General features: G+C 70.9%; 18 protein-coding genes. 8 read left to right on the top strand and 10 right to left on the bottom strand.

Features of this window, described 5'->3' with window-relative positions:
* Nucleotides 1-209 precede the first annotated feature (209 nt).
* The gene (locus ACIP67_RS41205) at nucleotides 210-977 is read left to right on the top strand and encodes an SDR family NAD(P)-dependent oxidoreductase (protein ID WP_401699367.1); all 768 of its coding nucleotides are present in this window, start codon (nucleotides 210-212) and stop codon (nucleotides 975-977) included.
* A 222-nt stretch (nucleotides 978-1,199) separates the two neighbouring features.
* Here the strand turns inward: ACIP67_RS41205 and ACIP67_RS41200 are convergent, their stop codons facing one another.
* Nucleotides 1,200-2,408: a globin domain-containing protein gene (locus ACIP67_RS41200; protein ID WP_401699364.1), complete on the bottom strand. Its 1,209-nt coding sequence runs from the start codon at nucleotides 2,406-2,408 to the stop codon at nucleotides 1,200-1,202.
* Nucleotides 2,409-2,732: 324 nt separating this feature from the next.
* On the opposite strand from ACIP67_RS41200, the gene ACIP67_RS41195 reads away from it, so the two are divergent.
* Entirely contained in the window at nucleotides 2,733-3,467 is a 735-nt protein-coding gene (locus tag ACIP67_RS41195; protein WP_401699361.1) for an alpha/beta fold hydrolase, read from the top strand.
* A gap of 350 nt (nucleotides 3,468-3,817) precedes the next feature.
* Here ACIP67_RS41195 and ACIP67_RS41190 read toward each other — a convergent pair whose 3' ends face one another.
* Nucleotides 3,818-4,318: a hypothetical protein gene (locus ACIP67_RS41190; protein WP_401699359.1), complete on the bottom strand. Its 501-nt coding sequence runs from the start codon at nucleotides 4,316-4,318 to the stop codon at nucleotides 3,818-3,820.
* Between the two features lie 615 nt (nucleotides 4,319-4,933).
* Here ACIP67_RS41190 and ACIP67_RS41185 point away from each other — a divergent pair.
* Nucleotides 4,934-5,797, top strand: a complete 864-nt coding sequence (locus ACIP67_RS41185) for an RNA polymerase subunit sigma (protein WP_401699357.1) — start codon at nucleotides 4,934-4,936, stop codon at nucleotides 5,795-5,797.
* On the opposite strand, the gene ACIP67_RS41180 is transcribed toward ACIP67_RS41185, so the two are convergent.
* Entirely contained in the window at nucleotides 5,754-6,011 is a 258-nt protein-coding gene (locus ACIP67_RS41180; protein WP_401699355.1) for a hypothetical protein, read from the bottom strand. The genes ACIP67_RS41185 and ACIP67_RS41180 overlap by 44 nt on opposite strands.
* A gap of 260 nt (nucleotides 6,012-6,271) precedes the next feature.
* Here ACIP67_RS41180 and ACIP67_RS41175 point away from each other — a divergent pair, with 260 nt between their 5' ends.
* A complete protein-coding gene (locus ACIP67_RS41175) occupies nucleotides 6,272-6,538 on the top strand; it encodes a WhiB family transcriptional regulator (protein ID WP_401699353.1) in 267 nt (88 codons plus the stop codon).
* Nucleotides 6,539-7,021: 483 nt separating this feature from the next.
* Here the strand turns inward: ACIP67_RS41175 and ACIP67_RS41170 are convergent, their stop codons facing one another.
* The 3 genes from ACIP67_RS41170 to ACIP67_RS41160 all read right to left on the bottom strand — a co-directional run bounded on the left by ACIP67_RS41170 (nucleotide 7,022) and on the right by ACIP67_RS41160 (nucleotide 10,378).
* Entirely contained in the window at nucleotides 7,022-7,768 is a 747-nt protein-coding gene (locus ACIP67_RS41170) for an SDR family oxidoreductase (protein WP_401699351.1), read from the bottom strand.
* Nucleotides 7,769-7,871: 103 nt separating this feature from the next.
* On the bottom strand, nucleotides 7,872-9,596 hold the full coding sequence (locus ACIP67_RS41165; protein WP_401699349.1) for an FAD-binding protein: 1,725 nt from the start codon (nucleotides 9,594-9,596) through the stop codon (nucleotides 7,872-7,874).
* A 230-nt stretch (nucleotides 9,597-9,826) separates the two neighbouring features.
* Nucleotides 9,827-10,378: a sigma factor gene (locus ACIP67_RS41160; protein WP_401699347.1), complete on the bottom strand. Its 552-nt coding sequence runs from the start codon at nucleotides 10,376-10,378 to the stop codon at nucleotides 9,827-9,829.
* Nucleotides 10,379-10,501: 123 nt separating this feature from the next.
* Between ACIP67_RS41160 and ACIP67_RS41155 the strand changes: the two genes are divergently transcribed.
* On the top strand, nucleotides 10,502-11,056 hold the full coding sequence (locus ACIP67_RS41155) for a DUF5134 domain-containing protein (protein ID WP_401699345.1): 555 nt from the start codon (nucleotides 10,502-10,504) through the stop codon (nucleotides 11,054-11,056).
* A gap of 7 nt (nucleotides 11,057-11,063) precedes the next feature.
* On the opposite strand, the gene ACIP67_RS41150 is transcribed toward ACIP67_RS41155, so the two are convergent.
* The 3 genes from ACIP67_RS41150 to ACIP67_RS41140 are packed head-to-tail and all read right to left on the bottom strand — an operon-like array spanning nucleotide 11,064 to nucleotide 14,340.
* Nucleotides 11,064-12,455 carry an aldehyde dehydrogenase family protein gene (locus ACIP67_RS41150; RefSeq protein WP_401699342.1) on the bottom strand — a complete coding sequence of 464 codons (1,392 nt, stop codon included), beginning with the start codon at nucleotides 12,453-12,455 and terminating at the stop codon, nucleotides 11,064-11,066.
* Nucleotides 12,455-13,555: a phenazine antibiotic biosynthesis protein gene (locus ACIP67_RS41145; RefSeq protein ID WP_401699340.1), complete on the bottom strand. Its 1,101-nt coding sequence runs from the start codon at nucleotides 13,553-13,555 to the stop codon at nucleotides 12,455-12,457. The genes ACIP67_RS41150 and ACIP67_RS41145 overlap by 1 nt, the downstream gene beginning before the upstream one ends.
* 41 nt (nucleotides 13,556-13,596) lie before the next feature.
* A complete protein-coding gene (locus tag ACIP67_RS41140) occupies nucleotides 13,597-14,340 on the bottom strand; it encodes a PIG-L deacetylase family protein (RefSeq protein WP_401699337.1) in 744 nt (247 codons plus the stop codon).
* 313 nt (nucleotides 14,341-14,653) lie between these two features.
* Here ACIP67_RS41140 and ACIP67_RS41135 point away from each other — a divergent pair, with 313 nt between their 5' ends.
* A complete protein-coding gene (locus tag ACIP67_RS41135; protein ID WP_401699335.1) occupies nucleotides 14,654-16,240 on the top strand; it encodes a cytochrome bc complex cytochrome b subunit in 1,587 nt (528 codons plus the stop codon).
* 1,159 nt (nucleotides 16,241-17,399) lie between these two features.
* Here the strand turns inward: ACIP67_RS41135 and ACIP67_RS41130 are convergent.
* A complete protein-coding gene (locus tag ACIP67_RS41130; protein ID WP_401699332.1) occupies nucleotides 17,400-18,137 on the bottom strand; it encodes an SDR family oxidoreductase in 738 nt (245 codons plus the stop codon).
* Nucleotides 18,138-18,348: 211 nt separating this feature from the next.
* On the opposite strand from ACIP67_RS41130, the gene ACIP67_RS41125 reads away from it, so the two are divergent.
* The gene (locus tag ACIP67_RS41125) at nucleotides 18,349-18,810 is read left to right on the top strand and encodes a cupin domain-containing protein (RefSeq protein ID WP_401699329.1); all 462 of its coding nucleotides are present in this window, start codon (nucleotides 18,349-18,351) and stop codon (nucleotides 18,808-18,810) included.
* A gap of 264 nt (nucleotides 18,811-19,074) precedes the next feature.
* Nucleotides 19,075-19,863: a DUF427 domain-containing protein gene (locus ACIP67_RS41120; protein WP_401699327.1), complete on the top strand. Its 789-nt coding sequence runs from the start codon at nucleotides 19,075-19,077 to the stop codon at nucleotides 19,861-19,863.
* Nucleotides 19,864-19,915 lie beyond the last annotated feature (52 nt).

The following is a 19,915-nucleotide window of genomic DNA, read 5'->3' as shown; positions in this document are numbered from 1 at the left end:
CATGGGCGTCCCTTCCGTCGGGGACCGTTACTGCACGTAGGACAGGAGCCGCGTCGGTCCTGTGACATCCGCGCTCGTCCTCACGTGCTCACGTCTCATCGACTGTGACTCATCACATGCGGTGGCCTGTCACAGCCCGCATTCCCGGCCGGACAGTAGGACGTCACCCCACGTTCTGTGGACGGTGAACGTCGAACGAAGGATGTCACGTGACTGCCATCACCACCGACCGGGGATTCTCCGGTCATGTCGCCATCGTCACCGGTGCGGGTTCCGGTATCGGCCGGGCGACGGCCATCGCCTTCGCCGAGGCCGGCGCGCATGTGCTCGGAGTCGGCCGCCGTGCGGAACCCCTGAAGGAAACCGCCGCGGCCCACCACAACATCGAGGTCCTCGCCATCGATGTCTGCGACGACGGTGCACCCGCCGAGATCGTCTCCCACGCTGTGCGACAGTGGGGACGGATCGATCACCTGGTCAACAACGCCGGTGCCACAGCGGTGATGCCGCTCGAGGAGACCGAGAAGCAGGCCGTCCTCGACCTCCTGGCACTCAATGTCGTCGCTCCGAGTCTGCTGGCCCACGAGGCCCTGCCGCACCTGCGCAGGACGTCGGGCACGATCATCAATCTCTCCAGCACCTACGGCCATCGCCCGATGGCCGGCGGCGCCCACTACTCGGCGACCAAGGCGGCCATCGAGCAGATGACGCGGAGCTGGGCCCTCGAACTCGCCGCCGAAGGGGTCCGCGTCAACGCCGTCGCCCCCGGACCGACCCGCACGGACGTCATGCTTCACGCCGGTCTCAGCCCGGAGGCGGCCAACGACATGTACGCCTACGAGCGTGAACGCATCCCCACGCATCACATCGCCTCCGCGGACGAGGTGGCGCACTGGATCCTGCGTCTGGCCGAACCCGCCGGACGTCACGCGACCGGTCAGGTGGTCACCGTCGACGGAGGACTGGAACTGATCTGACCCGTTCGCCGGCACGCCCTGCCCCGGCCCCCGCGCACGGGCGGGGCGCCTGGGGTCGGGCAGGGCGTGAGCGGATGAGGCGGACCATGGCGTGGTAGAGCGCCGGGTGCGGCGGGGCTGCGGGTGGCGTCGCCGACGCCGGCCGCACGGGCGACGGAGGTCATGGAGACACGAGACAGACTCGACGGAGTCCTACCAGGAGCGGCGTGAGTTTCCCGGCAGCTACTTGCTGAGCCACAGGTCGGGGCCGAACACTTCGTAGTGGATGTCTCTGGGACTGAGTCCGTGGGCGAGCAGGTCGGTGCGGACGGCTTTCATGAAGATCAGCGGACCGCACAGGAACGCCGTGGTGCCGGGGTCCGGTGAGAGCCGGGTGATGTCGGCCCAGCCCTCGTTGACGTGGTCACCGGCGGCGTCCGGGTGGTCGGTGTCCTCGTACCACACGTGCAGCGAGGCGTTGGGGAGCTGTCCGACGAGTTCGGAGAGTTCGAGCCGGTGGGCATGGTGAACGGGCGAGCGGTCGGCGTGGACGACGGTCACCGGGCGGTCGGGTGAGACGGTGGCCAGGTGCTCCAGCATGGCCAGCATGGGGGTGACACCGATGCCCGCCGAGGCGAGCAGGAGCGGGCTGTCGCCCTCGGGCAGCAGCAGGTCGCCGAAGGGCAGGGAGACCTTCAGAGTGTCACCGGGACGGGCGTGCGCGTGCAGCCAGGAGGAGACCTCTCCCTCGGGCACACGGCCGTCGGCGGAGCGCTCTCGCTTGACAGTGATGCGCCAGGTCTTGCGGCCGGGAGCCGTGGAGAGGCTGTACTGCCGTATCTGGTAGGCACCGTCGGGGAGTTGGGCCTGGACGCTGACGTACTGGCCGGGGACGAACGGTTCGGTGGGCGACCCGTAGGTGTGGCGCAGGACGAAGGAGACGGCGTCCGGGGTCTCCTCATGGCGTTCGGCGATCTCCATCGTCCGCCAGATGGCGCCGTCCTCGACCTGGGCCTGGGCGTACAGACGCGCCTCCATGGCGATGAGGGCGTTGGCCATGAGCCAGTAGACCTCGTCCCAGGCGGCCGCCACCGCCGGGGTCACCGCGTCACCGAGGACCTCCGCGACGGCGCCGAGGAGGTGCCGGGCGACCAGCGTGTACTGGTCCGAGGTGATGCCCAGCGAGGCGTGCTTGTTCGCGATGCGGCCCAGCACCGCGTCGGGTCGCTCGTCCGGGTGTTCCACGAGCGCTGTCGCGAAGGCGGCGACCGCGCCGGCGAGAGCCTCGCGCTGGGCACCGCTGGCCTGGTTCGCGCGGTTGAACAGGCCGCGCAGCAACTCGGGCCGTTCCTCGAACATGCGGCGGTAGAACAGCTCGGTGATGGTGCTGAGGGAGGCTCCTACGGCGGGGAGGGTGGCGCGGACGACCTGCGCCGACTGGCTGGAGAGCATACCGACTCCAAACTGGTACGACACATGCATATTTTATGATGTGCTGCGGAACTGGCTGCCGTGTCCGTGTCTGAACAGTTGACCGAACAGCGGCGGGACTTGTGACACCCCGCCGGCCCCGGGTCCGCCACGCTGTTCCACGCGGACAGGTCCATGGGTGACACTGATCGTGTGGGTGCCGGGGGCAGCGGCGCTGACGAGTCGTCGGCCGCCCGGGGGGAGGCTGCGGTCGATGCGAGTGGCTTCCGTGACGGAAGGAGAAAACAACAGTGTGACAGGATGGCATTTCGCCCGTACGGACGACGCGTCGTCCCCTGATGAAGGATGTCACTCGTGCCCGCGATCCTGATCCACGGAGTCCCCGACACCCACCACGTATGGGACGGTGTGCGGCAGCACCTGACCAGGCCCGACGTACAAGCCTGGGACCTGCCCGGTTTCGGCGCCCCGCGCCCGGCCGGTTTCGGCTCCACCAAGGAGGAGTATGTCGACTGGCTCATCCGACGGCTGGAGCGGGTCGGCGAGCCGGTGGACCTGGTCGGTCACGACTGGGGCTGCATCCTGACCCTCCGCGTCGCCGGCCTGCGCCCCGATCTGGTGCGTACCTGGGCCGGAGGCAACGGTCCCGTCAACGCGGGATACGTATGGCACCCGTTGGCCAAGATCTGGCAGGACCAGGCCGAGGGCGACCGCTTCATGAGCGAACTGCGGGCGGAGCCCTTCGCCGAAGACCTGGCGGCCGGCTTCGACGTGCCGGTCGACCTGGCCAGGCAGATGGCGAGCCGCATGGACGAGCCGATGAAGGACGCCGTCCTCAGGCTGTACCGGTCCGCGGTCACCATGGGGTCGGAGTGGGAGCCGGGGCTGTCCGCCGTGTCGGCGCCCTGCCTGGTCTTCTGGGGAGCGCTCGACCCCGCCTGCCAGATCGAGTTCGGGCGCAAGCTCGGAGCCTCCCTGCGCGTCTCCGAGGTGATCGAGATGGACTGCAACCACTGGCCGGTGCTCCAGCGGCCCGCGGAGGTGGCCGGGATATTGGAGGGCCACTGGAGCGCGCGATGACCGTGTGAAGAGCGCGTCGCCCCGGAGCACAGCTGCCCCACTGTTTCGGCGGAGCACGTCTGGTGCGTTCAGCGCACAACAGTGTCGTCTCCAGGCGCTGTTACTTCCCTGCGCGACCGCGAGCTCTCCGGCGCGGCGCGCTCACGGGCGCGTCGCCGCAGGTCGGAGCCGTACCTCTTGACGATGACGTCGGTGCCGACCGGACAGGCCTACGTCTCCACGGCGGCTCCCCGGCAGCCCACCGACTACTTCCCGTCGGCCGGCAACAACGTCGTCCTTCGGTGGCAAGAAGATGTGCACAATTCAGTACGCCCACCGTACGTCCCTGGTCCACGAGGCGGACGTGACGGTCACCGACCGGGCCTGACCGCGCGGTACAGCCCGCGGCCGACACGGCGGACGCGGGAGGTGCCGACCAGACGGTCGAGCGTGCTCCGGACGGCATTGATGCTGCCACTGTCGGTGTCGCGGCCCAGGGCGGCCGCGACATCGCGGGCACGCACATCGACGTCGCCGGTTTCGGCGAAGTACGCCAGGATCTGTTCGGTGAGCTTGCCGTACCTCTTCGCGCTGTCGGCGTCGGCGTCGGTGCGGCCGGCCGTCGTCCGGCTCTCGTCGGCGTCCTCGGCGGTGTCCGCCGCCACGGGAGCGGATGCCGCGGGTGACGGGGGAGTCTCGGGCATGAGGGCCTGGAAGGCGCTGAGGGCTCGCTGCACGGAGCCGAGGTGCGCGGTGACCGCGGTCAGTTCCCTCTCCAGCGCCTGCTTCTGGATCTCCAGCCGGGCCAGCTCCTCCTGAAGGCTCTCGGCGGTGATCTCGATGTTGCGAGCCGTGGGGGTCACGGAGATCATGCGTTCCTCTCGTCCTCTGCCGGGACCGTCCGATGCGCCGGCTCCGTCACACGGCCCAGCATCGGGGATGCTACCCGGACATTCTATGCGGCGGCCCGCGCCGGTCGGGAACGGAGCGCGCGGGCGGCGGGGAGAACACATCGTCTGTCGCGAGAACCCACCGAGTCCGCCCGCGCGGCCCGTCAGGGAACGGCCTGTCGTACGGCGACGTCCGCTACGGCAGTTCGCAGCCGGGGTCAGGAGCGTCCCGCGAGAGCGGGGCGCCGTGCGGCAGGACGCAGCACGGTTCCGACCGCCGCGGTACGCACGCACCGAGTTGCGCATGCTGATCTCCGTCGGGAGACGAGTGTGTGAAGAGCCGCCCGGGGTACGTGGACCTCACTTGGACCTCACGTACATGGACCTCACGTACATGGACCTCGCGGACGGGCCGTTCCCGGAACGCACGGTATTGCCACTGAACATGTTCTCGAACAGTGGGTCCACAGGTAAGCGTGTTTTCGTTGCGGAGATGTCACGATCGCCGGAGTTCTCGGACACCGCGGGTAACGTTCCGATGCGCGTGCCGCCTCAGCGGCAGTGCGGCCGGAGAGCCGTTCGGAAGGAGGAGGCGGTATGGAACCTGTCGGTGACACCCTGCCGATCGCGGAGTTGCTCGACGAGCGGCGGCATCTGCTGGATGTCGCCCACTGGATGCTGGGCAGCCCCGTAGCGGCCGAGCGCGTCATCGACGAGGCGTACCGCGAGTGGTACGAGCTCTCCGACCAGCAGCGGGCGCGGATAAGGACACCGCGTGCCTGGCTGATCCAGGTCGTGGGAAGCATCTCCCTGGCGCGGCTGGACGTGTCCGACCACCACGGTGACGCACAAGGGTCCGCGCGCGGGAGGCGACGGCGCGGCACCGGCCTGGAGGACGAGGTCGACGCGGTGCTGCGGCGGACCGTGGACGCGCTGTCCCCGGCCGAGAGAGCGGTGCTGGTGCTCGACGACCTCCTCGGAACGACGGGGCCCACAACCGCGGACAGCCTGGGCAGGCCCGAGCCGGACCGCGCCGAGCCTGTGGACCGGGCCCGGCACAGCCTCCGAGCGCGGCAAGCGCGGCCGGCATCCCCACGCCGACAGGACGAGATCGTCCACGCCGTACGGCAGGCGTGCGCCGACGAGGACACCGGCCGGCTGGCGTCCCTGCTGGACCAGGAGGCCACTGCGTTCTTCGACGGCGGTGGCAAGGTCCGTGTCCTGACCCGGCCCGTCACCGGCGGCGAGCGGGTCGCCCGGAGTCTGCTGACCCTGCTCGCCCGGCATCCGCGCACCACGTTGCACACCGGCTCCGTCAACGGACGCGCGGGTCTGGTGGTCCGTTACGACGGCCAGGTCGCCGCGGTCGTCACCCTCGACATAGCCGGCTCCCGTGTCGTACAGGTCTGGGTCGTCCTCAACCCCGACAAACTGCGCTCCTGGAACCAGCCTCTCCCCTGACACGCTGTGGACGGTGCTCGTCGGTGAGCAGTCCGCGTGTGAGGCTCACGATCTTCCCCACGGTGACGACACCGAGCCGGAGCATCCGCGCGATGTCGGGACAGGCGTAGCCGAAGGCCCGCAGGACGTACGCGGCACGCTCGGCCGGGGAAAGCTGCTCCAGCACCAGGAGGAGGGCCGGTTCCAGTGCTTCCGCCCCTTCGGCGCGAAGCATGATCCTTCGGTCTCCGTTTCTCTTGTGCCGGTGTTCTCACGGAAGCCCGGGGGCGCGGGCGCTTCGTGACCCTTTCGCGGTGAGTTCCTCGGCGGGCCCCCGGGAGGGCCGGTCGGCACCGGTTCGATGTCACACACTCACCGACCGTCCGGTCTTCTCAAGTGAAAAGTGGTGCTGTATCGCCCACCCGCGTTGCGCACGCTCCCCCACATGACGAGCAACCCCCGAGCAGTGTCCGTTCCTTACGCAGGAGGTGTTTCATGGATTGGCGCGACAGGGGCCTCTGCCTACGCGAGGACCCTGATCTCTTCTTCCCGATCGGCAACATCAACAGTGGCCAGGCGGTGATGCAGACGGACGACGCGAAGGCCGTCTGCCGTCGCTGTCCCGTGATGGAGCAGTGTCTGGCGTGGGCCGTCGACGCGGGCCCCGTCGAAGGTATCTGGGGCGGTACGACGGAAGGGGAGCGGCGCGCCACCCGACGGCGCACGGCGCGTCGGACGGCTGCGACGAAGACGGCCGCGTGAGCGCGGGCCGAGTGACGTGAGAACGGCCGGACCGACAGGGCCGGGAAGGCGGATGGGCGGGGCGGTCCCGGTACCGGGACCGCCCCGCCCATCCGCCTTCCCGGCCAGGCCCATGTGGATGTCCAGGGGCAGCTCGATGTCCTTGATGCGCAGACCGCCCCTGAGACGGAACGTGTCGTCGCCGAGCGGAAGGACACGTGTGGAGTGGGGTGGGTGTCGCGCTCCTGGCGCTTCGGTGCCGTATGCGCGCATCCACGTCATGCAGACCTGCCGCCCGCTGACGGCCTGGCACAGGGGGGACCAGTCATGTCGGGCCCGGAGGCCAGCGGCCCTCTTGCAGGACCGCAGAAAACATGACGGGGGGTGGCGTCCCGGCCGTCGCCGTGCCGGAAACGCACTGAGGGGCCCGCCGTGCCGCAGTGCGGACGACAGGCCCCACGCGCGGGCGGCGGACCTTCCTCCCGGGGCTCGCCCCCCGGCGGCTCAGTGCTGCTGCGCGAGCCAGTCGGTGAACCGGGTCTCCGCGATGCGCGCGTCCGGACCCGGGAGCAGCGTGGTCTCCTGCAGTTCCGCACCGAAGTACGGCGCGTGCGTGTCGGTCACGACCTCGCGGGGGTCGTTCTTGGCGGCAAGGCCCTTGCGGATCAGCTCGTCCAGCTGGAACACGTCGGGGCCGGCGACCTCCACCACCCCGCCCACGGGAGTGCCGACTGCGGTGCGGCCGACGGCGGCGGCCACGTCGTCGGAGTAGATGGGCTGGATCTTGACCGGGGCCAGACGGACGGTGTCGCCGTCGGTCGCCGACTCGGCGATGCCCTTCATGAACTCGAAGAACTGCGTGGCGTGGACGATGGAGTACGGGATGCCCGAGTCCTTGATCAGACCCTCCTGTGCCTGCTTGGCACGGAAGTAGCCGCTCTCCTGGAGCCGCTCCGTGCCGACCACGGAGAGGGCCACGTGGTGGGTGACACCGGCCTCCGCCTCCGCCTTGAGGAGGTTGGTGGTCGAGGTGCGGAAGAAGTCCATGACGGCGTCGTCCGCGAAGGACGGCGAGTTGGACACGTCGATCACCACCGAGGCGCCGGTCAGGACCTCGGCCAGGCCTTCACCGGTGAGCGTGTTGACACCGGTGTTGGGGGCGGCCGGCACCGCCTCGTGGCCATGCTCGTTGAGCTTGGCGACCAGCTTCGAGCCGATCAGTCCGGTGCCGCCGATGACTACGACCTTCATGTGGGAACCCTTTCGTGAAACATGCTGATGTGTCGGTACAAGGAAAGACCGGGTGCGCACGTCTGTTGTGACAAGGCCACCGTGTGTCCCCGGTGTCCGCCGGCTATTCGACGAGTTTTCCTTCGGTGGAGACCTCCGCCATGAGGGACGCGATCTCCTCCGGGACGGGGGGAACGTCCTCGTGGGTGATTCCGGTCGTCGGGGACCAGACGAGGTTGACGCGGAAGGCGGGGTCCATGTCGGGGAAGTCGCTGCGGTTGTGACAACCGCGGGTTTCCCGGCGTTCCAGTGCCGCTTCCAGGGTGGCGCGGGCCGCCAGGGCGGCCGATCTCAGGTCGAAGGCGTGGGCGAGATCCTGGAAACCGGCGATGTCGGGGTGGACTCCGACGTTCTCCATGCGCTTCTCGATGAGGTCCAGCTCCGCCAGACCGGCGCGCAGACCCTGCTCGTCACGGACCACGCCGGCGTGTTCGGTCATGGTGTCGCGGATGGCGCGCTGGAGGGCGCGGACGTTCTCGGGTCCGTCGGCGGCGAGCAGTTCGTCGACCTCGGCGCGGGCCCGGGCCACGGCGGACGCGCTGCGGGGCTGCGCGGTGAGCGAGTCCGAGTAGGCCGCGGCGGCCTGGCCGGTGATACGGCCGTAGACCAGGAGTTCGATGAGACTGTTGCCGCCGAGCCGGTTGGCACCGTGCAGGCCGCTCGCGGCCTCGCCGATGGCGTACAGGCCGCGGACGTCGGTGCTGTGGTCCTCGGGCCGGACCCAGACGCCGCCCATCGAGTAGTGCGCCGTGGGGGCGACCTCGATGGGTTCGCGGGTGATGTCGAGCATCTGCAGGTCGAGGAGCGTCTGGTAGACCCGGGGGAGCCGCTCCATGATCGTCTGGCGGGGGAGGTGGGACACGTCGAGCCAGACCGCGCCGTTGGGCGTGCCCCGGCCCTCCTTGATCTCGGTATAGGAGGCGAGCGCCACGCGGTCGCGCGTGGACAGTTCCCTACGCTCGGGGTCGTAGCGGTTCATGTACCGCTCGCCGAGGGCGTTGCGCAGGATGCCGCCCTCGCCGCGGGCCGCTTCGCTGACCAGGGTGCCGGCGGCGTTCTCCGGTTCGATGATGCCGGAGGGATGGAACTGAACCAGTTCGGGATCGCGCAGCCGGGCCCCGGCCTCGACCGCCAGCCGGAAGGAGTCGCCGGTGTTCTCGTCCCGTCGTGAGGAGGTACGCCGCCAGATGCGTGTGTGTCCGCCCGCCGCGAGGATGACGGCGTCCGCGTGGATGAGGAGGCGGGTGCCGTTGTCGAGGTCGAAGCCGTAGGCGCCGAAGACGGCACCGTCGTGGACCAGGAGGCGGGTGATGTAGACGCTGTCGAGCATGGGGATGTCCAGCCGGCTCGCACGCCGGATGAGGGTGCGCTGGATCTCCAGGCCGGTGTAGTCGCCGGCGAAGGCGGTACGGCGGAACGTGTGGGCGCCGAAGAAGCGCTGGGAGATCCGGCCGTCCCCTTCGCGCGCGAAGGCCATGCCGTAGCGCTCCAGGTCGTCGATGCCCTGGGCGGCGCCCTGGGTGACGATCTCGGCCGTCCGGGGGTCGCCGAGCAGGTAACTCTCCTTGAGCGTGTCCGCCGCGTGCTGCTGCCAGGTGTCCTCGGGGTCCATCGTGGCCAGGGCCGCGTTGATCCCGCCGGCGGCCAGAGAGGTGTGGGTGTCCTCCTTGGGGCGTTTGCCGACGGCGATGACATCGACGCCGGCCTCGGCCAGCTCGATCGACGCCCGCAGGCCGGCTCCGCCGGTGCCGATCACCAGCACCGCGGTGGCGAGTCGTTGTTCGGTCATGGCCACGATTGCTCCCGTCGCTCTGGGTGGGTCACTTACTGGTGACAAGGGCAGACGGTGGTTTGTGACAGCGGCGCGAACGATGTGAACGGTGGCCGGCACGACCGGGCCGGGTCAGGCACGGCCGTTCAGCGAGGCCACGTGAAGCGAGAGCTCGGCCGGGTTCATCACCCAGACGAGCCGGGTCGATGCCTTCCGCCGGAACGTCGGCGAACAACAGGGCGACGGCCTCACCGCCGGACGAGACCGGCACGGCGGGCAGGCCGCTCACCTCGACCCGCCGGATGCCGGCCCGGGGCCACAAGCGCGGGGCGAAGGCCACGGGACACCGGGACACGTGGGTTTGTCCGACCACCGGGATCCCGTCCGAGCCGCGGATCCCGCCACCGTCCGAGCCGCTGTGATGACATCGGCGGCTGCTTCTCCAGGAGCAGCGGAACCGCCAGCTCCAGGTCCTCGGCCCGCTCCGCTCCCGGCTGCGGATCGTGCGCGGTGCCGACGGGCTCGGGGAGCCAGGACCCGTCGTAGGCCTCCCGGCGTACCCGTGCGGACTTCGCCAGGTCGATCGCCGGCCGGGTGGCCACCGTGGTCAGGAAGGCGGCGGGTTCGTCGACCCTCGTGCGGTCCGTGGTCCGCCACCGCAGCCAGGTCTCCCGCACGATGTCCTCGGCCTCCACCGCACCGCCCAGGACGCGGTACGCGATACCGAAGATCTGCGGGCGCGCCGCGAGGAAGTCCTGGGTTGTCCGGCCAAGGGTGCCGGGGCGGGTACCGGCGTGCACGGATCGTCCCTTGCGGCTTCGGGCACCCCGTACTGCAAGCGGGCCACAGGTGTCACACCGTGGCACTCGAGACCCGGGGGACGCGCCTGTCACGGATCGATCGCGCACCTGGTCAAGACTGTTGTGAGTACTCCCGTCGACCTCGTGCACCTCATGCTGACCGTGCTCTTCGCCGTCGTGGCGGTGCACGCACTGTGGCAGGGCGTGCGGTCCCGGAGGACGGGGCGCCGTGACCGAGTGGATCACCTCCTCCATTGCGTCATGGCCCTGGCCATGGCGGCGATGCCCTGGAGCCTCGGCCACTCGCTGCCCGGCCGGACCACGGCGGTCCTCTTCACGGCCGCCGCCCTGTGGTTCCCGCTGACCGCCCTGAGCCTCCGTACGGCGGACACGGACACCACGGCGGCGATCGCCGCCCGGCTGCCGCCCGCGGCCGGCATGGCGGCGATGGCGTGGATGCTGCGGGCACCCCACGGCCGGGTGGTCCCCGTCGGCGTCACCGCTCTGCTGACGGCGTTCCTCCTGGCCTGCGCGGTACGGTCGCTGACCCGCCCCATGCCGTCGCTGAGGATCGCCACGGCCCCCGCGCACCGCGCCGCCGCGACGGACCCGTACGGTCACTCGCGCGACGGTGCGATGGCGCTGGGGACGGCCCTGATGCTGCTCATGCCGCACTGAGCGCGTGTCACAGGACGCCGACGACGCCCTTGCTGCGCATCAGGAAGTCCGAGAGGTAGCTGTCGTGGGGCACTCCGGGAGCCATCCAGTGGGTCGGGTGGTCACCGACGTACACATTGGCGATGGTGGGTTCCGCCAGCAGCGCGTCGACCAGGGCACGGTCGCGGGTGAGGGCCGAGAGCACGAGCGTGTCCCGCAGCGCGGCGGTGCCGTCCGCGCGGCTCCAGGGCGCCACCCACACGCAGGGGAAGGGGAGTTCCACCCTCAGCTGCGTCGCATCGGCGCTGCCGACCTGATGGACGGCGGGACGCAGGACGGCACTTCCGTCCCCGAGGTCGTCGACGACACCGTCACCCCCGAGCCAGGCACGCGTCCCCGCCGCCACCGACCTCAGGTGGGAGCCGAGGGCCCGCGCCCGGTCCACCGGGCAGACCGGGAGCACCGCCCGCGGGTCCTGGGGCGGCAGTGCGGGCAGCCGGGAGAGCCGGGCCGCGAGGGCCTCGGCGAGCGGCGCCGGATCGCCCTCGACGTAGACGGCGGTGGCGTTGACGCATGTGGTCCCGCCCTCGTCGGCGACCGAACCGACGATCGTGTCGAGGTGCTCCCGCCAGTCGGTGTCCGCGGTGACGAGGATCTTGCTCCGGCCGGGCCCCTGCGGCAGCACGCGGGGATCACGGGCGTACCGGGCGACCACCTCGTCGCCGCCGTACACCACCGTGCGGTCGGCACCGCGGATCAGTGTGTCGGCGCTCCGGTGGTCCGTGGGCAGCAGCACCAGCTGGTCCTGCCGGACCCCCGCCCGGTGCAGCGCCGCGACCAGGCGGTGCGGGGTGAACGGCTCCCGCCGCGACGGACGCACGGCGACGCGGTAGCCCAGGGCCAGCGCCTCCAGCCACAGCCGGTGGACACCGGGATGGTTGCCGGAGGCGTTGACGGCGAACACCTCGCCCCGCCGGGCCCAGACGGCGTGCCCGGCCCCCGGAGCGGGCTCCCGGCGGTCGGACACCGCCCCGCGCGGCCTGCCCTGCTCGGCGGACGAACGGGCCAGAGCCACGGAGCGCGCCGTGCCCCGCGTCGCCGCGCGCACCACCTTCAGCGGGCTGCCGGAGGTGCGGCTGACGAGGTGTTCGTAGGCGCGTACGCCCAATCCGCCGACGGTGCCGGTGGCGAACTCCTCGCCGGCCGCCCCCAGCAGCCCGTCGACGTCGGCCGCCGGCACAGGCTCGGCACTGCGCAGTGCGGCCAGCGCCCGTGCGACGTACACCGGCGGCACCAGGCTCATGCGCGCCACCTCGGCACCGGACACATCCGTCACCGCGCTCGGCACCCGCGTCCGGTAGGGCCCGCGGGGGCCCAGTGCGTCCAGGTGGACCGGCCCGGTGATCTCCGCAGCCGTCATCAGTAAACGCCCTCGATCACCGTCTCGCCCCGCACCGTGGGCACCGGCGCCACGTCCGTGATGGCGTCGCCCGCCTGACCGCCGGCCGGCCGCACCCGCACGGCCGTGTCGCGTTCGGCGTTGTTCGGGATCAGCATCGACTTGCTGACATGGTTGACGATCACCTGGCCCCGCTCACCGACTCCGACCCGTTCCCCGGTGCCGGGGTCGACGACCGACAGGAACACGTACGGCGACACCGGGTCGAACACGCAGGGCTCCGAGGCGCTGAGACCGGCCCGTTCGAGCAGCGCGGTGAGCATCATGGTGTTGCCGTACATGCCGATGAGCGGCACGTCGGGGAAGACCTCCGTGGCGAGCAGGTGGCGGGTGTCGGGGTCCATGTGGGTGCCGCCCCAGACGATGGCCCGGACGGAGCCGTTGATCCGCTCCAGGAGGTCGTCCTCGCGGGCGAAGCGCTCCAGCAGCGGTGTGGTGGCGGCGAGCACCCCGATGTCCTGGGTCAGCAGGATCCGCCGGCACTGTTCGACGAGATGGTCGGTGTAGGACTCCGCCTCGTCGCTCCGGCCCGCGGCGACCAGCTTCTTCACCCAGCGGGGATCCATGTCGACGCTGAGCCCCGGGCCGCCGAGGGACCCCGCCGCCCGCTGAAGCACGTCTCCGACCAGGTGCGGGCCGGTCGGCGCCACGGTCAGCCACTGGGCACCGACGGGCAGGCCGTGCTCCCGCAGCCGCTTGTCGACGTGCTCCGTGCTGTGCCGCAGCCAGTCGTCGAGCTGGACGACCCGCTTGGGCGCCCCGGTCGTTCCGCCGCTGTCGAAGACGTTGACCAGCCGGGCGCCGCCTCCGTAGCCCCGGGGGACCAGGTCCGCCACCGGGACGTTCCGCAGTTCGTCGGTCAGGTCGGGGAAGAGCGCGAGGTCGTCCACGCCCTTGACGTCGTGCCGCGGACAGAAACCGAGCCGGCCGGCCCGGTCGAGCCAGTAGCGGGAGCCGGTCGCCGGGCTGAAGTGCCAGCGCATGGCCGCGCGTACGAACTCGTCCGGGTCGACGCCGTCGGACGGTCCGGCGTCCAGCACGGCGGGTGACGCGTACCTCATGGATGGTCCTCTCTCGGTGTGGGAGATCAGGGGGCGTTCGGTCACCTGCTGAACAGCTCGAAGGCGACGGCGGGCCGGCCGTCGAACCGGGGGCCGTGGACGCGGGCGCTGTCGGCCAGGGAACGGCGCGCGTACGTCTCGGGGTCCTCGTCGGTCAATGCCTCGATGTACGCGCGGTGCCGCAGCAAGGACCGGACCCCCTGCTCGAAGCCCGGCTCGGCGGACACCGCGTGGGTCGGCGTCGGCGAGTTGGCGACGGCCACCCACCGGACGCCGTTCCAGGGCCGCAGCCCTCGCCCGGTGAGTTCCGGGAAGATCCAGCGGTTGCCCGCGTCCGCCGCCGCGTCCAGTACGGCGCGCCCCACCGCCACGTGGTCCGGGGTGTTCCAGGCGCCGTGGGCCCAGGTGTCCCGGTGGTTCAGTGTGATCACCATGTCCGGCCGGTGCCGCCGGACGGCCGCGGCGATGTCACGGCGCAGGGCCACGCCGTACTCGATCACACCGTCCTGGTGGTCGAGGAACTCCACGGTGGGGACGCCGACGGCCGCGGCGGCCGCACGCTGCTCCGTCTCGCGCAGCGACCGGGCCCGTTCCGGAGGCAGGGTGTCGATCCCGGCCTCGCCACGGGTGGCGAGTACGTAGGTGACCTGCCGGCCGTCGGCCACCCAGGACGCCACAGCGGCCGAGCAGCCGTATTCGAGGTCGTCGGGGTGGGCCACCACGGCCAGTGCCCGATGCCAGTCGTCCGGCATCGGACGCAGGGGTGGAAGGGGGCTGTCGGTCATGTGCCTGCTCTCCTCGGTCATGGGGGTGGGGCGGGCGGTCGGCGACCTGTGCGTGCGGTCGTCCATGTGACCGGGCTCCGTCCAACGGTGTGACACACGGAGTAAGGCCCGATGTCACACCCGAGCCGTCTCACCGGTCTTGACTACGACAGCGGTTCACGCATCGTGCCGGAACATCGCAGCCAGGGACGAGCCGGAATCAACCGTGTGACCGGCACGCGCAGCCGATGCCCGCAGCGGCTGACGGCGCCGCGGTCCCGGACATCGCCGTGGGTCCGTGGTACCGGCGCACGCAGAAACGAATGGTGAAGAGATGGGCAACGACAGCCGGCCGGCCGAGCCGGGGCAGAGGCTCGCGCAGTGGATGGAGGACCGGTTGGGCCACCGCGGCGCGTCTCGCTCCGTCCGGCGTCTGGTCTTCCCCGGCCACTGGTCGTTCATGCTGGGCGAGATCGCGCTCTACAGTCTCGTCGTCCTGCTGATCACCGGTGTCTACCTGAGCTTCTTCTTCCACCCTTCCTCCGACCTCGTGGTCTACGAGGGCGGTTACCTCCCGTTGCGGGGCCAGTTGGTGTCGGAGGCGTTCGACTCGACCCTGCACCTCTCCTTCGACGTCCGTGGTGGTCTGCTCATCCGGCAGGCCCATCACTGGGCGGCCCTGGTCTTCGTCGCCGCGCTGCTCGCGCACATGCTGCGGGTGTTCTTCACCGGAGCGTTCCGCAAGCCGCGTGAACTGAACTGGGTGTTGGGTTTCCTGCTGCTCGTCCTGGCCATGTTCGGGGGGCTGACCGGCTACGACCTGCCCGACGACCTGCTGTCGGGGACGGGGCTGCGGGTCGTCCACGGCACCCTGCTGTCGGTCCCGGTCGTGGGGACCTATCTGTCGTTCTTCCTCTTCGGCGGAGAGTTCCCCGGCGACGACCTGATCGCCCGCTTCAACATCCTCCACGTCCTGGTCATCCCCGGACTCGTGATCGCGGTGATCGTCGGCCAGCTGGCCCTGGCCGTACGGCACCGGCACGCGCAGTTTCCGGGACCCGGCCGCACCGACACCAACGTCGTCGGCCTGCCTTTCCGGGTGTACGCGGTCAAGGCGGTCGGCTTCTTCTTCCTCGTCTCCGGTGTCATCTTCTTCATGGCCGCCGTCGCGCAGATCAACCCGGTGTGGAACTACGGGCCCTTCCGCCCCGACCAGGTCTCGGCCGGCTCCCAGCCCGACTGGTACATGGGCGTCGCGGACGGCTTCCTGCGTGTCATGCCGGGCTGGGAGATCGACTTCTGGGGCCGCACCCTGGCGCTGGACACCTTCCTGCCCCTGCTCGTCGGTGTGCTGTTCTTCCTGGCCATGGGTGCCTACCCCTTCATCGAGGCCTGGGTCACGGGTGACAACCGTGAGCAGCACCTGCTGGACCGGCCCCGCAACCGGCCGGTGCGCACCGGGCTCGGGGTGGCCTGGCTCAGCGTCTACCTGGTGGCGCTGATCGGTGCCGCCAACGACCTGATCGCCATCCGACTGCACGTCTCCGTCAACGCCGTGACCTGGGCCGTGCGGATCGGTCTTCTCGTCGTCCCGGTCCTGGCCTTCGTCGTCACCGTACGCCTGGCACTGGGCCTGCAGCGGCGGGACCGCGACAAGGTGCTGCACGGGCGCGAGAGCGGCGTCATCAAACGTCTTCCGCACGGCGGGTACGTCGAGATCCATGTGCCCCTCGACCAGGAGCGGCTGCACACCCTGACCGCCCACGAGCAGCACCGCCCCCTGGGCGGGGGCGGCAGCACGGCCGGCCGCCTCCAGCGCCTGCGGGCCGGGCTCAGCCGCGGCCTCTACGGCCCCGGCACTCAGGTCCCCAAGCCCACGGAGGCGGAGCACAAGGAGATCAGCGGCCGGCACCGGTCCTGATCAAGGACACACAACCCATCGGGGACACCAACACCGCCCGCCGCCCCTCCGGACGCGGCGGGCACCCTCTCGCCCGAAAGGTATCTGGCATGAACTCCGCCTCCCGCATCGGCCGAGCCCGTACTTCCCCTCACCGTTGCGGCCGGCGCCGGCATCGCCGTGGCCCTGCTCGTCCCCGCGGTCGGCCCGGCGCTCACACCGGTGAGGTCCGTTCCTCGCCCGCGGTGAGTGGTCTCGCAGCCCGGAAGGTGACCGACGTCGTCGAGGACGCCGCACGCTCCGTGCGCCGACCCCGGTGCGGCGAACGTCGAGGTGTGCCACTGTGTCAAACGCACGTATGCGCCGCGCACCGCGGATCGTCCCGACGGGCCCGGCGACCTCGCTCGCATCGTGGCCTTGCACCGGCGCTGTTCGCCGCAGACCTTGTGGAGCCGCTACCACCGGGCGATGGCCGACCCCTGCACCTCCCAGCGGCGCAACGACGGCGCCGCGTGGCCGGCCGAGCACGATCCCGTGCTGGACTCGCTCCTGCGTGGACTCTGCGGGCCGCCCCGTCGTGCCCCTGAGCGCCAACGCGCTGTCGGTCACCGCCGCTGACCACAACAGGGGGAGGCGCTCAACTGGTACACCGCGACCACCGCCACCGCCACCGCCACCGCCACGACCACGACCACGACCACGACCACGGCCCGCGCGCACGGCGGTGCCCTGTTCGCGGCGTTCGCCGAGGAAGCACGTCCCGCCGTACGGCTCTGGCGGCGGCCCGTGGCCGAGGAGGTCGAGGCCCTGGGGCATCCCGAGGACGCCCGATGCGCGGTCGCTGGTGTCCGGAACGGCACCGATGAGTCCCGTGTGGGCCGTCAACAGGGAAGGGGAGATCAAGTGGCTCGACGCGCTCGACGCCGGCGATGGCACGGCCCAGGCCCCGCGGACCGCTGAAGGGCCGGTCGCCTCGATCGACCTCGACACCTACGGCCAGTCGACCGGGCCCGCAGCGCGGGCCGCTCGGTCGGCCGGTACGAGAACGGACTTCTGCGGACCGAACCTGGGCGCGGACCTGCCACGGGTCCTCGGCCGGCACGGACGCGGACGTTCCCCGACGCCCCGGGCCCGCGGCGGACGACTGAGGGGGCGGCCCGGAGAACCTCGCCCAGTGGACTCAGCGAGTCTTGAGCCACTGGGTGAACGTGTGGTGGCCAAGATGGGCGTCCGGTCCGGGAAGCAGTGTCCGTTCCCGGAGCACCGCGCCGAAGAAGGGGGCCCGCGCGTCCGTTGTCACCGGGCCGGTCCGGCCGGTGGTGGCCAGCAGTTCGGTGACGAAGTCGTCGAGCCGGCGCTCTTCGGGCCCGGCGGTCTCCAGCACACCGAACAGCGGCAGCCCGACCGCGACATGGGCGACCGCCGCGGCGACGTCGTCCGTCGAGACCGGGCGCAGCAGCAGCGGCGGCACCTGCACAACGGGTCGGGTGCCGGCGGTCGCGGCGGCCTCCACGGACTCGTAGAACGGTGTGGCACGCACCAGGGAGTACGGAACGGTGGCGTGCCGCGCCAGGTCCTCCTGCGCCGCCTTGGCCCGGAAGTAGCCCGAGCCGACCCGGTCGGCGCCCACGACGGACAGCGCCACGTAGTGCTCGACGCCCGCCGCGGTGGCGGCCTTGAGGAGGTTGCCCGTCGCGGTGGTGAAGAACTCCGTGCTCACCTCCTGCTCCCGGGAGGGCGCGTCGGTGACGTCCACGACCACCTCGGCGGTGCGCAGCGCCCGGTCCAGGCCCCGCCCGGTGCCGACGTCCACCCCTTCTCCACGCGAGACCGGTACGGCCTCCACCCCGTGGTCCCGGAGCCTGGCGACGGTCCTGGAACCGATCAGCCCGGTGGCACCTACAACGACGACTCTCATCTTGATCTCCTCCGTCGGGGGCCGATGACCCTGCTGGGTGTCACCACACCTGAGACAGGCCGCGTCCGGTTCCTGTGACACCGTGCCGGGCCCGGAGCGCCGGACGAGGCCGGCCGTCGTCTGTCACAGATCCAGCGGGCACCCGGTCAGAAGACCGAGCGGTCCCTCGCGACCGGAACGACCACGGTGTCATCACGAAAGGTGCGACTCAGTGTCGGAGAACTCAGAACATGCCCACCACGGCCACCACGGGCACGGAACCGGCGGCGAGGACGGTCCCAGCTGGACCCGGGCGGCGAAACTGCTCCAGGACGCCTCGCCGATCACTGTTCCCGAAGGCGCCTCGGCGATGACCATCCACGTCCGGTGGGAGCCCGGTGACCCCGGCACCCCACCCCACCGTCACTCCGGACCGGCGTTCGGCTACGTCGTCAAGGGAGCCGTCCGCTTCGAGCTGGAGGGCGAGCCGGAGCGCATCGTCGAGCCCGGCGGCACCTTCTGGGAGCCAGGCGGTGACACCATCCACTACCAGGACGGCAACGCGCTGGCGGACGAGCCGACGGAGTTCGTCGTCACCATGATGTGCGCCCCCGGCAAGCCCATGTTGGAACTGGTCGACGAGGCGGAGCTGAAGGAGCGCGCCCACCTGCGCGCCCCGCGGCCCACTGCCTGATCCTCGTACGGCGGGGCCCCGCGCCCGTGGCATCCCGGTGTCGACCGGTGCCACGGACGCGGGGCCCCGTCCGTCTCCGGCGCCGGCCCCGCTCCCCGGCACATCGTGTGAAGACAACGTGTGTCCGGACACCGCCTCCGGGAGCCGCCGCCGATAGCATCGGCCGCGTAGGGGAGGGCCGTCGGCCCGAGCAAGCGCGGTCGTCCCGGGGCCACGGTCACCGGGCACGGCGAGCGCACCGTCAGCGGATTCAAGGTGATCACCATGGCAGCCGAAAGTGTCCTGCACCCGAGCCTCATCGTTCCGATCGGGCACGTCGAACCCGTTCCCCGCCGTATCCGGGGAATGATCGGCGGCCGGGTCGCCTTCGACACCCGCCGCGCGCTGTACGTGTGGGAATGGCAGGCGTACCCCCAGTTCAGCATCCCGGTGGAGGACTTGGTGGACGGCGTCCTCCACGACGACAAGCACACGGAGCAGCTCGGCGCGGGCCCCGCGCACCGTCACACCCTTCAGGTCGGCCCGGAGTTCCGTGCGGGAGCGGCGTGGGTCTGGGGAGAGGGCGCCCCGGGAGCCCTGCACGACACCGTGCGCTTCGAGTGGGAGGCGCTGGACTCCTGGTTCGAGGAGGACGAGCCGGTCTTCGTCCACCCCCGGAGCCCCTACTCCCGTGTGGACGCCCTGCGGTCCGGCAGCAGCGTCCGCGTCGAGCTGGACGGTGTCGTGCTGGCCGAGGCGTCCGGCTGCGTGAAGCTGTTCGAGACCGGCCTGCCGACCCGTTACTACCTCGACCGCACGACCGTCGACTGGTCCCGGCTGCGGCACTCGGACACGGTGACCCGCTGCCCCTACAAGGGGACGACGAGCGGCTACTGGTCCTTCGACAGCGGCGCCGCCTCCCACGAGGACATCGCCTGGACGTACGACTTCCCGACCGTTCACGCCAACCGCATCGCCGGACTGACGGCGTTCTACAACGAGCACGTCGATCTGTACATCGACGATCACCTGCTGCCGAGGCCCACCGATCCCACCCAGGTGGCGGCCGACTGACGACACCGGAATCCGGTGAGCGATTTCCGTGCCGTTCTCGCCGCCGCGTCAC

This window comes from Streptomyces sp. NPDC088812, assembly GCF_044750285.1.
In the GTDB taxonomy this organism is placed as follows: Bacteria; Actinomycetota; Actinomycetes; order Streptomycetales; family Streptomycetaceae; genus Streptomyces.
This window is presented reverse-complemented; position numbering and strand designations above follow the sequence as displayed.